The 10,924-nt window shown below is 42.5% G+C and carries 10 protein-coding genes and 1 tRNA gene; 7 read left to right on the forward strand and 4 right to left on the reverse strand.

Annotated features, from left to right (window positions below):
- Window positions 1-133: 133 nt before the first annotated feature.
- Window positions 134-206 (reverse strand) — tRNA-Lys (locus tag HMPREF2909_RS00780).
- 333 nt (window positions 207-539) lie between these two features.
- On the opposite strand from HMPREF2909_RS00780, the gene HMPREF2909_RS00785 reads away from it, so the two are divergent.
- The 6 genes from HMPREF2909_RS00785 to HMPREF2909_RS00805 are packed head-to-tail and all read left to right on the forward strand — an operon-like array spanning window position 540 to window position 3,858.
- Entirely contained in the window at window positions 540-1,421 is an 882-nt protein-coding gene (locus tag HMPREF2909_RS00785; RefSeq protein WP_071414868.1) for an MBL fold metallo-hydrolase, read from the forward strand.
- On the forward strand, window positions 1,418-1,903 hold the full coding sequence (locus tag HMPREF2909_RS00790) for a hypothetical protein (RefSeq protein ID WP_071414869.1): 486 nt from the start codon (window positions 1,418-1,420) through the stop codon (window positions 1,901-1,903). Before HMPREF2909_RS00785 ends, HMPREF2909_RS00790 begins: the two co-directional genes overlap by 4 nt.
- Before the next feature lie 22 nt (window positions 1,904-1,925).
- Window positions 1,926-2,591, forward strand: a complete 666-nt coding sequence (locus tag HMPREF2909_RS00795) for a class I SAM-dependent methyltransferase (protein ID WP_071414870.1) — start codon at window positions 1,926-1,928, stop codon at window positions 2,589-2,591.
- Between the two features lie 2 nt (window positions 2,592-2,593).
- Window positions 2,594-2,980, forward strand: a complete 387-nt coding sequence (locus HMPREF2909_RS08730; protein WP_084797182.1) for an alpha/beta fold hydrolase — start codon at window positions 2,594-2,596, stop codon at window positions 2,978-2,980.
- A complete protein-coding gene (locus HMPREF2909_RS08735) occupies window positions 2,959-3,336 on the forward strand; it encodes a hypothetical protein (protein ID WP_084797183.1) in 378 nt (125 codons plus the stop codon). Before HMPREF2909_RS08730 ends, HMPREF2909_RS08735 begins: the two co-directional genes overlap by 22 nt.
- A gap of 15 nt (window positions 3,337-3,351) precedes the next feature.
- Window positions 3,352-3,858 (forward strand): hypothetical protein, encoded by a 507-nt coding sequence (locus HMPREF2909_RS00805; protein ID WP_071414871.1) that lies wholly within the window; start codon window positions 3,352-3,354, stop codon window positions 3,856-3,858.
- Between the two features lie 499 nt (window positions 3,859-4,357).
- Here HMPREF2909_RS00805 and HMPREF2909_RS00810 read toward each other — a convergent pair whose 3' ends face one another.
- The 3 genes from HMPREF2909_RS00810 to HMPREF2909_RS00820 form a co-directional block, all read right to left on the reverse strand.
- On the reverse strand, window positions 4,358-5,359 hold the full coding sequence (locus HMPREF2909_RS00810; RefSeq protein WP_034297003.1) for a bile acid:sodium symporter family protein: 1,002 nt from the start codon (window positions 5,357-5,359) through the stop codon (window positions 4,358-4,360).
- Window positions 5,360-5,468: 109 nt separating this feature from the next.
- Window positions 5,469-6,782, reverse strand: coding sequence for an ATP-binding protein (locus HMPREF2909_RS00815; RefSeq protein ID WP_168165253.1), 1,314 nt, complete (start codon window positions 6,780-6,782; stop codon window positions 5,469-5,471).
- Window positions 6,783-6,841: 59 nt separating this feature from the next.
- Complete coding sequence (locus HMPREF2909_RS00820; protein ID WP_071414873.1) at window positions 6,842-7,549, reverse strand: LytR/AlgR family response regulator transcription factor; 708 nt, start codon at window positions 7,547-7,549, stop codon at window positions 6,842-6,844.
- Window positions 7,550-7,746: 197 nt separating this feature from the next.
- On the opposite strand from HMPREF2909_RS00820, the gene HMPREF2909_RS00825 reads away from it, so the two are divergent.
- Window positions 7,747-10,656 carry a glycoside hydrolase family 3 protein gene (locus HMPREF2909_RS00825; RefSeq protein WP_071414874.1) on the forward strand — a complete coding sequence of 970 codons (2,910 nt, stop codon included), beginning with the start codon at window positions 7,747-7,749 and terminating at the stop codon, window positions 10,654-10,656.
- The last annotated feature ends 268 nt before the right edge of the window (window positions 10,657-10,924 follow it).

A 10,924-nucleotide genomic window follows, 5' to 3' on the forward strand; every position in this document is an offset into this window, starting at 1 on the left:
CCCCCCCTTAAAAAACGAGAATCCACCAGAAACAAAAACCAACCCATATCAGACGATGTAATTAATGCGGCATTACCAAAAAAGTTGGAGCGACTGTTGCTCGTACATTAGTTTATTCTGACGATTCTTTGAGTGCCCCCCCAGGGACTCGAACCCTGAACCCACGACTTAAAAGGACGCTGCTCTAACCATTGAGCTAGAGGGGCAACATACGGCATAATAGCACATCCGATGAGCGATTGCAAAACTCCGTGTTGCCAAAATGATTGATGGTTGTTGAAAGCACATATCTAAATTATTTTGATATAACAGAAAGGTATTACTTGAGTAGAAAATATGCTATGAAAACAATTAGCATAAACTTCTCTTAGTTGTTTTTCTTTAATATGTATAAAGAAGCAGGTCTAAACATGGATAAAACGAAAACTTTGCTTAAAAAATATGTTGCTTGGGGATTGATGTGAACAAAAACCAGTTCACATCAGATGTTATCCATGCTTGCTGATTGCTGATTGGAGATAAAGAAAGGAACAATCGTTATGTCTAAGAAAGCTACAGAATTTCAACTAAAAATCATGTCGCGCGGCTATCGGGGTAAAGGTATCTTTAAGCCGCTCAATACCGGCTTGATTGATGAACATGTGTGCTGTGTGCGGGAATACGCTGCCAATGTCTTCTTTTATACGAAAGAAGAGCAGACCATCATGCTGGATGCCGGCTACAACTATCCACGCTTGAAAGAGAAGATGAAATGGCTGGATCTGGATCCGGCAAAGATCACAGATATTCTCATCACGCATCAGGACACCGATCATGTGGGTGCGGTTGAGGCAGACAACGATGGCCTTTTCCGGTATGCCCATCTTTATATCGGAGAAATTGAAAATCGTTATCTTACAGGTGAGGTGCGCCGCAAGGTGAGCTTTGGCCTCTACAAGCTGCCGCAGGTCATGATTAAAAACGAAAAAACGCTGCTGAAAGACGGCGAAGTCTTTCAGATCGGCGACATCCGCATAGAGGCTTTCTTAGTGCCGGGGCACACTTGGGGACATCTGGTCTATCTGATTGATAATGCCTATCTCTTTTTGGGCGATACCATCTGGCTTGGCTACGACGGCGGCTATAGCTTTATCAATGCCTTGGCGGAAAACAACAAGCTCGCCATTCGCTCTCTTGCCGCTTTGAAGGCAAAGCTTGAAGAACGAAACTCGCGTCCGATGTTCATTACCGGACATACCGGTTACAGCCGCGACTTCGACTTTGTCTTTGCTCATACCGATAAAGCGTGTAATGCTTTTTGTAAACAAAAACCCGTTGATCCTGCGGCGCCCTATGACAGCTACGACGAAAGCGATGACACCCCAGAAGGTGCGCAGGGTGGTTTTTTGCTGGAAGCTGCACAGTATGGAGGCAAACGATGATTCTGACGCTTTTCCTATCTTCGATTATGATGGCAGGGCTTTTCTTACTTTTATTGGCGGGCGTAGGTTTTATTCAGGACAAGAAGTTTTTTACACCAGCACCCAAAGCCGTTTATGAAGCCGTCGAGGAAAAACCAGAACGTTTTCGCGGACAACATATCCTCGGCTGGAGCTTAGCCCTGCTGGCGATGCTTTGTATGGCGGGAGCCGTTATTGTCGGTGCAGTAGACGGTATCAAGAATGGCTTTACCTTCTTGCAGTTTTATATACGCTTTGCCGTGATGATGCTTTTGCTGAAAGCCTTTTATATTTTCTTCTTTGATTGGTTTTTGCTTTGTAGGTCTACGTTCTTTCCGCATTTTTATTCGGAAGTCAAAGCCTTGTTGGATCCGCAGCTTTTTGGCTACAACAAAAAAGATCACCTCATCCATGTCATCGCTATACTTGTGGGCTCTGCTGTCTTGGCGGGCTTATGTGTGTGAGTTCAATAAGGGAACTTAAATCATGAAACAAAAAGAAAATCGGGATAATAAAAGCTTCTGGGATCGCATTGCCAAGCTCTATACGCGAATACAGGAAAAAGGAAACAAACAACTCTATGAGACATTAATCAAGAAAATCGAAGCACATTTGTCGGATGAGCAATCTGTGCTGGAGCTGGGATGTGGCACTGGACAGCTTAGCCTTCCGCTTGCGCCAAAGGCAAAAACATGGCTTGCTACAGATTTCTCAGAATGCATGATTGCAGAGGCAAAGAAAAGGGAAAAGTCTTCAAATCTTTGCTTTTTCGTGGAAGATGCGACAGCACTTTCCTTTGACAGCAATCGCTTTGATGTTGTGCTTATAGCTAATACGCTGCACATTATGCCAAAGCCAAAAAAGGCCTTAGAAGAAATTCATCGCGTTCTTAAAACAGATGGCTTACTGATCGCACCCACCTTTGTCGCTGAAGAAAAGATCCATCGACTCAAGCTGTGGCTGATGAAAAGAATCGGATTTCGTGTTTTTCACAGCTGGAAACTTGCAGAATTTAAAGCATTTATCTGCCAAAACGGTTTTGAACTCCTGCAATGCGAACTTCTACCGGCCAGTCCTTGGTCAGAGTGTTTTTTAGTGGCCAGAAAAATCAATGGCACTATGGGCAAAGGGAGCGATTTCAAAGAGGTGTGATCATGATGATTCATGACATCAATCAGAACAAGCGAGAAGTTATCCTCCTCATCCATCCGATGAATTTTTTCGGCAAAATGATGGTGGATAGCATGGCAAAAAAGCTGGGAAACGAGTATCGCTATATCGTTCCGAACCTTTCCGGGCATGGGAAGGCAAAAGACAATCTCTATATCAGCACAACTGAGGAAGCAGCCACGCTTGCCTGTTATTTAAAGGAGCATGATCTTTGTACCATAAAGATGGCCTTTGGCGCTTCCCTGGGTGGAGGAGTTCTCCTTGAACTGGTCAAGGATAAAAACCTGCACATTCAAAAACTGTTCTTTGAAGGAACCAGCTTTTTTGAAAAGCAGGACTTATCTCAAAAATGCTGGGGCATGTATTTCTGAGTAAACAAAAGAAAGCACGGCAAGATCCCCAAGCGGCGATCAGTCAGGTCGCCAAGCGCTATGGAAAGCACGCGAAGCTGCTGGTTGATACGCTTGTTACGATGGACAAGCAGAGCATCAGAAACATTGTGTACGATTGCGGGCACATCCGCTTCCCGCGCTTATTGGAAGATAGGCAGCAAGATGCCATCTTTTCTTATGGGGATAAGGATTCGAATGTCGGGCATGCAAGAAGAAGCATCAAGAAACATTATCCCAAGGCAAAATTAAAAATCTGGCAAGGCTATGGACACTGCGAAGAAATGACACAAAACACAGAGGCCTATATGGCTTTTGTAAAAGGATGTATGGATTAAGGAGAATATGGGTTTATGGATATCCTACGAGCAATACTTGACGGCGTAGCGATCGCCGCAATCTTTAATGGGGCTGTCGCAAGCTTGGCACTGATCAATCCAAGATGGTTTTTGGACTCTTATCCAAAAGCCATTCAAAAGGCAGCTCCTTTACCAATGACAAAGCAAGAGAAAAAGATAAATCTCATATTCACTATTGGCCTCGTTGGGATATGTTTTGTTTATTCAGTTGCGAGCCTTATGCATTCCCCAATTATTGGTTTTTGGAACTTGTTTTGGATGAGCTATATTCAGTGGAGCATCTTAAATGCAGGAGATTTTTTGCTGTTAGATTGTTTGTTGTTTCAAGGAAAATATAAGAGCAAAATTGTTATTCCCGGCACAGAGGAGCACAAGGACTATGAATTTAAGAATTGGATGAAGCACTTGGCGATTTGGGAACATTTTTTATTTATACCCTTTTTGCTAATACCAATCATATCAGTAATCCAGGCGTTCATTATTGGAGTGTTAGTCAGATAATTCGCAATCTGTAAACCTTTTAACGATTCTTCAAACAATTTAACGATTGCTGACACCTTTTAACGATTGCTCGCCAAGGGGTACGAAAAACGTAAACAGACACACCGGCAAGAGCCACAGGAAAGCCTCAAAATCATACAAAAACCGCCACGGAAAGCAGTGATGGAAGCTCCGCAGAAAGGCGATAATCCCTGTAAATCAAGGGATTTCGAGATTAAACACATGACTTACGCACCAGCGTTAAATTGTATCAAATACAGTGTTGGAATAGAACCTGAAGATTGATAGCGTGTAATATTGTTCGTTTTGTCCGTTTAAGTCCTGTTACTAGATTATGTACGAGTAACATGAGATAACTCAAGAACAGGAATGTTCGTCATTCTGTATCTTCTTAAAATGTGAGAACTGATTATTGATAGGTTTTGACATCTATGAGCTAAGTTATAGCAATCATCTCCTCATGACGTGAGTGTAGGCCTGCTTGCTTATAAGCTTCTCTTTAGTCGAGTGCAGGTTTCCCATCAACTGAATCTGCTGGAATACCTAAACGATCATCACGGTTGCGCCACCATGCAGACAGCACAGAACCGGAAATATTATGCCAAACGCTAAAGAATGTTGATGGAATCGCAGTCAGCGGTGCGGCTGCAAAAGAGGTCAGAGCTAATGTTGCACCTAAACCAGAGTCTTGCATTCCCACTTCAAAAGTAATTGCTTTCTGCTGGGCATACTTAAACCCGTGAGGATAAACTGCATACATAGCGCGAGAAAAACCGTATCCCAAAGCGTATCCACACAGATTATGCAACATAACAACAGGAAGAGCTAACAGACTTTCTGAGCTGAATAACTTCGTATGATTAGCAGCTACAACCACACCAATAATAAGCAAAATAGCAACCTGAGATACGATAGGCAGCACAGGAGTGACCATCTCAATTTTCTCTTTGAAAACCATATGACAGAGCACTCCCAACGCTACAGGAATAAGCACAACTTTTACAGCGCTCCAGAACAATGATTGCCAAGGAATAGCTACATATTGCGACGCAAGAAGTTGCATAAGCAGTGGAATGAGGAATGGTGCTAATAATGTTGACAAGATACCGATAGAAACGTCTAAAGCAACATCTCCGCGGGCAAGAAAACTCATAACATTCGATGATGTTCCTGACGGGCAGCATCCAACGAGAATAACGCCCACAGCAAGTGGTCCGCTTAAATGGAAAAGCGCGCATAAAGCAACAGCAATAAGCGGCATAATAACGTAGTGCGCAACAGTTCCCACAATAACCATAAATGGTTGCTTTGCTGTACGCACAAAATCATCAACAGATAAAGTTAAACCCATGCCGAAAAGCACAATGCTCAGCAAATAACCGGTATAAGATTTTGCCCATAAACTTGTGTTCGGCACAAAATAATTAAAAACTGCCCATACGAGCACAATAGCAGTGAACCATTTCGTCAGCCATGTAGCAACGGCTTTAACCTTACTCATTCTCTCTCCTTCTGACTGTATGAGGTTCATCTCTCAACAAACATACTAGGAGCAGGTAGTAGCTTAGATGCTGTGATGTTCACAACGTGACCCTCAGGGGCGAGTAGAGTTAAGAGCGCACGGAAACAGTGAGTGAAAACATATGGTCATGCGTGCGCACAATCATATCGCCACCATAACGTGTGGCAAGAGCTCGTATAGATTTTAAGCCGATGCCGTGAGCCCATGAATTATCTTTGGTTGTAGCTGGTAAACCATCATGGAGAGTTAACTCATCGTGAGTATCGTCAAAATAGTTATCGCATTGAAAAACAACCATATTGCCATGCTCACGTATGGTTAGAGCAATAACTTTTTTCTCATCATCGTCTAAGCGTTTTACGTATTCTTGCGCGTTATCAAGTGCATTTCCCACAATCGTATATAAATCGACCATATGAATACGCTCTACGTTCACTCGGTCAACCATGCAACTAAAACGAATATTATCTCGTGCACATTCAATGCGATGCTGGTTGAGAATAATATCTAAGGCTTCATTTCCTGTGCGAATAATGGAATCGTAACGATCGATAAGTTCTTGAGTATGTTGCACATAGTCGTGCTGAGACTGATTATGTGGGGAAGATAAGGCGAGCACTTGATGTTTGAAGTTGTGAATATGCTCGTTCATCACTTCCATAGTTGTTTTCATTGTTTCATACTGGCTAGAGCGTTGCGCGCTGAGCAGTTCGAGTAATGCTGTTTCTTGCTGAAGCTGAGTAATATAGTGCAATGCATATTGAAAGAGAAAAATAACGACAGCTATTAGCCCTGCCATTGAGCTGGTAAAGCTCAGAATAGAAAGAATATGCACGTTATATGTGTTCGTAATGCGTGGTATGTGGTATTCTACAATCTCAATAGCATAATTACTCGTAACATAGATGACAACAAAACTTATGCCATAGAGAACGCATAGTCTTTTACTTTCTCTGAATAGAGGATACATAATTTTGTCAAATAACGGACTAAGCCACACGCTTGCAGTCCAAATAGTTAAACCATAACTCACACAAATAATAAGCATGGCAGCGAAAGGATGACTTGAAATAAAGTCAGGAATAATAATATTAAATAAAATATTGCGAATAAAAGATGTTAAAAAACGCTCTACGCAAATACCGAGGATCCATCGAGACATGGCATCCGTCCATGACGTTGCATAACACCATTTAATAAGAAAAAGCGGCGCAATAAAAACAACTGCAATCCACATGCTCATAGCAAGAGTTAGATTAACAGAGGGCTGCAGGCGAGTGGCAATATTCACGAAAAAGATGGGGTTTAAAGACGTAATGGTTAATCCGCACACTGCAGATAGGGGTAGAGCAAAAGCGTAGGATTGTGAGTGAGGAACACTGCGTCGTAAAAATATCCACATACATAGCCAAAGAGTAATAACAAATCGGAAGGATTCAAAAAAGATTAAAATAACTGTCATCATTGCCCTCCCACGTAGGCTAAAAAGGCAGGCTGTACATCTTTTTTATACGAACGTCCAATAGGAATACTGCGTCCAGCACATATGATTTCAGTTGTATAGATTGCTTCGATATGCTTCATATTTACGGCAAAACTTTTATGAACACGCAAAAATCCATATTGTTCAAAAACACGTGACTGATTTGTCATACTATCGCGGACTTTATAGACTGCTCCATGCACAGTAGAGATGAAGACATAGTGATCTCGTGCTTCTAGAAAACTAACATCGGCAAGATTAATTGATCGCAAACCGTCAGTAGTAGTTATGGCGAGAACGGTACTTGTTTTCCCCTCAATCGTTTTTAATATGCGCGTTATTTTCATGGCAAAATCGAAATACGATAATGGCTTAATAATGTAATCGCTTGCTTGAACCTCATAACCTTGCACAGCGAATTGAGCAAGATGAGTAACAAAAACAAGAGCTACAGCATCATCGATACGACGAATTTGCGTAGCCGTTTCCATACCGCTAATACCCGGCATCTCTATGTCGAGAAAAATAACGTCGAATACGCCACGCTCATAGTTATGGAGTAAGTCACTTCCGCGAGTGAAGTCATATGTTGATATAGAAGTTCCATACTCCGTGTTGTAGCGCTGAACATAAGCGCGCAAAAGAGAGCGAATTTCTGCATCGTCATCTACAAGAGCCAGCCTCATTGCTTAGCAATTCCTTTCTTCTTTTCTCTTCTTTCAGTCTACGCGAAGTTGAGGGTAAAACAGTGCTGTTTGCGTCAAAATTCGGTTGTGTACGTTCTTACGTTTAGCGGCGAAAAAATAGGTTTTAGACTGAAAACACGCTGATTGCTGTAGGAAGTACTGCAGTAGTTTTTCGTGTATTTTTCAAAGGAGAGAAAATGGTTAAGAAAACTCGGAAAGAAAGTAAAAAACCGTTATCGATACTAACTTCAGCAATAATGATTGCTATTGCAGCCGTGCTTTGCGTTGCTACGGTTATTGGTCATATGTATTCGCGACAATATGCAGATTTAATTTCTGTGTATTTTAATCAGCCTCAAACTAAAATTGTTTCAACAGGAGATAAGAATACACAACATTTTGCATCCTCTTATAAGAGCGACGCAGAGCGTGAGAAAGTACTGAAAGAATTTGGCTCTGATATTCTCCGTGAAGGTAGCACTTTATTGATTAATCAGAAAAATGCCTTACCATTAAAATCTTCAGCAAAAATCACTGTACTTGGTCAAAGTTTCGTTGACCCTGTATATGGAGGCGGCGGTGCCGGATCGATTGATGTAAAGAAAGCAATAAATTTTGAAACTGCTTTTGAACAGGCTGGTTTACAGGTTAATCCAACTGTTACTGAGTTTTATAAAACGGGAGCAGGCAAAGATTATCGTAAAACAGTTCCTGATGTTTTTGGTCGAGGAAAACTTGCGGTTAATGAAGTGCCAGTAAATCTCTATACCGATGAAGTGAAAAATTCTTTCGATGAGTATAAAGATGCTGCTGTGGTTGTTATCGGTCGTACAGGAAGTGAAAGCTCTGACCTGTCAACGAAGACCTTGGAGTCTGGATCAACATATTTGCAGCTAGACAAAGACGAGCAAGAACTTCTTGATATGGCACGCAATAACTTCTCGACTGTTGTGGTTATTCTCAATACTCAAAATGCTGTGGAATTAGGACCGCTTGTAGAGAAGAAAGTTGATGCAGCTCTTTGGGTAGGTGGTCTCGGTCAAACAGGCGCAATTGGAGTTGCAGATGTTCTTACAGGACAAACCAATCCTTCTGGACATCTCCCAGACACCTATGCATATGATTCACAAAGTGCACCATCTATACACAACTTTGGACGTTATTCTATTGCTAATTCTCAGGTGGAGCGTGGAAATGCCTATATTGCTTATCAAGAAGGAATTTATGTGGGCTATCGTTATTACGAAACACGTTATGAAGACGCTGTTTTAGGCAATGAAAAAGCTGGCGCATTCAATTATGAGAAGCAAGTGCAGTTCCCATTTGGTTATGGCTTGTCATACACGAGTTTTGAATGGAGCAATTTCGCGCAATCTGAGTCGAAAGATGGATACGATTTTAGTATTGACGTAAAAAATACGGGAAAAGTTGCGGGTAAGGATGTAGTTCAGCTGTATATGCAATCTCCATATACGGATTACGATAAGCGCAACCATATTGAGAAGTCAGCAGTGGAGCTTGTAGGTTACGCTAAGACTGCTGTGATAGAGCCAGGTAAGAGCGAAACTGTTAGTGTGCATGTGTCGAAAGAAGCAATGAAAAGCTACGATGCTTACGGCAAGGGCACATATATTGTGGATGCAGGAGATTTCTACTTTACTGCAGCAACCGATGCACATGCGGCTGTGAATAATATTTTGGCGACAAAATCGAAGAGTACAGCTGATGGTATGACTGCTGATGGTCGTAAAGAGTTTGTGGTTAAGAAAGTGCAGAAGAATTTTGATGACACGACATATGCAAAATCTGTGGCAACAGGACAACCAGTAGTTAACCAGTTTGTCGATGCCGACATAACAACATACGACTCTTCAGCGCAGTACCTTTCTCGTTCTGACTGGGAAGGAACGTGGCCACGCACATATGCAGATGGTTCATGGACAGCTCCAGATGATTTCGTGAAGGCACTAGAAATTGACACAACAGTAACTCAGCCGAAAGCTACACCGCGTACAGGTCAGATTGATAAATCCTTGGGCAAACTCAATATGGCAACATTAATGAAAACCGATTCTACGGATAAAGCTTGGACTGCTGCGATTGAACAAATGAGCGTTCAAGAGCTTGATGAATTGGTTCGTATTGGCGGATATGCTACGAAATCCGTGGACTCTACCCAGTTGCCTGCAACTGTAGATAAGGATGGTCCAGCAGGAATTTCGAGCACTCTGGTAGGCGGAGAAAACGGTGTGGGGTATGCGCCTGAAGTGGTGGTTGCCGCTACATGGAATACAGATCTTGCACGTGACTTTGGTGAAGCCATTGGAGAGGATTCTATCACTTTGAAGGTGACAATCTGGTATGGAGCAGCAGCCAATATTCATCGCAGTCCTTATTCTGGTCGTAATTTCGAATACTTCTCGGAGGATCCTCACATTTCTGGAGCAATGAATGCTGCAATTGTGGCTGGCGCTCGCAGTAAAGGTGCAATAGCAACAGTGAAGCATTTCGCCCTCAATGACCAAGAAACGAATCGTACTGGTGGAGTGATGCTGGCAAATGAACAAAGCATTCGAGATTTGTATCTCAAGCCTTTTGAAATGTCTGTGCGCGATGGTGGTGCTTTGGGCATGATGGCTTCTATGAATCGTATTGGATCACGATGGACAGGTGGAAGCAAAGCATTGATGACCAACGTGCTGCGTGGCGAATGGGGTTTTGAAGGCTTCGTTGTTACGGATCAAGCATCTTACTCTGTTTTTGCTTACGAGGATTTGCGTGAAGGATTGGAAGCTGGAACTGATTTATGGCTCAATACCGATGCTAAGTTATGGAAGCTTGACCAAGCGGATATGACTGATGGAGTAGTAGCACACATGCAGCGAGCCGCGAAGAATATTAGTTTTGCGATTTCCCGCTCTAACGCAATGAACGGGTTATCGAATGACTCTACTATTGTTCGGGTAACTCCGTTGTGGATGTGGGGTGTCTATGCTGTGGAAACTGTTGTGGCAGTTCTCTGCCTAGCTTTGCTCAGTGTAGCGGCACGTGATTTATATCGTCACGCTAGTGCTCGTAAGAAGGCGCGTAATAATGAAGAAGATTGAGGATTAATGGTTTTATAAGATTTCTTTGTGAATCCAATCCTTATGTCTTTCTATAACCTAGCGTGTGATTGTTAAGTTGGGGCTGGTGTGCTTTTGGTTGGGCATGCCAGCTTTAACTTTTTGACTTTGCTGGTTCTTCGGTTTTTTAGGGGTTTGTGAAGGTTGCAGGTGTCTGAAAGCTGTGAGCGCACAACGCTAACAACTTTCGCGGTCATCGTTGAGAGTGTTTTCAGTTTTCGTGCTGTGCGTGAATCGTGGACTGCTAGAG

The organism is Alloscardovia sp. HMSC034E08 (assembly GCF_001813415.1).
GTDB lineage: Bacteria > Actinomycetota > Actinomycetes > Actinomycetales > Bifidobacteriaceae > Alloscardovia > Alloscardovia omnicolens.

Coding starts and splice junctions, on each gene's coding strand:
- HMPREF2909_RS00805 (WP_071414871.1), top strand. CDS start 3,352: ATGGATATCCTACGAGCAATACTTGACGGCGTAGCGATCGCCGCAATC.
- HMPREF2909_RS00810 (WP_034297003.1), bottom strand. CDS start 5,359: ATGAGTAAGGTTAAAGCCGTTGCTACATGGCTGACGAAATGGTTCACT.
- HMPREF2909_RS00820 (WP_071414873.1), bottom strand. CDS start 7,549: ATGAGGCTGGCTCTTGTAGATGACGATGCAGAAATTCGCTCTCTTTTG.
- HMPREF2909_RS00825 (WP_071414874.1), top strand. CDS start 7,747: ATGGTTAAGAAAACTCGGAAAGAAAGTAAAAAACCGTTATCGATACTA.
- HMPREF2909_RS00815 (WP_168165253.1), bottom strand. CDS start 6,782: ATGTGGATATTTTTACGACGCAGTGTTCCTCACTCACAATCCTACGCT.
- HMPREF2909_RS00785 (WP_071414868.1), top strand. CDS start 540: ATGTCTAAGAAAGCTACAGAATTTCAACTAAAAATCATGTCGCGCGGC.
- HMPREF2909_RS00795 (WP_071414870.1), top strand. CDS start 1,926: ATGAAACAAAAAGAAAATCGGGATAATAAAAGCTTCTGGGATCGCATT.
- HMPREF2909_RS08735 (WP_084797183.1), top strand. CDS start 2,959: ATGCTGGGGCATGTATTTCTGAGTAAACAAAAGAAAGCACGGCAAGAT.
- HMPREF2909_RS00790 (WP_071414869.1), top strand. CDS start 1,418: ATGATTCTGACGCTTTTCCTATCTTCGATTATGATGGCAGGGCTTTTC.
- HMPREF2909_RS08730 (WP_084797182.1), top strand. CDS start 2,594: ATGATGATTCATGACATCAATCAGAACAAGCGAGAAGTTATCCTCCTC.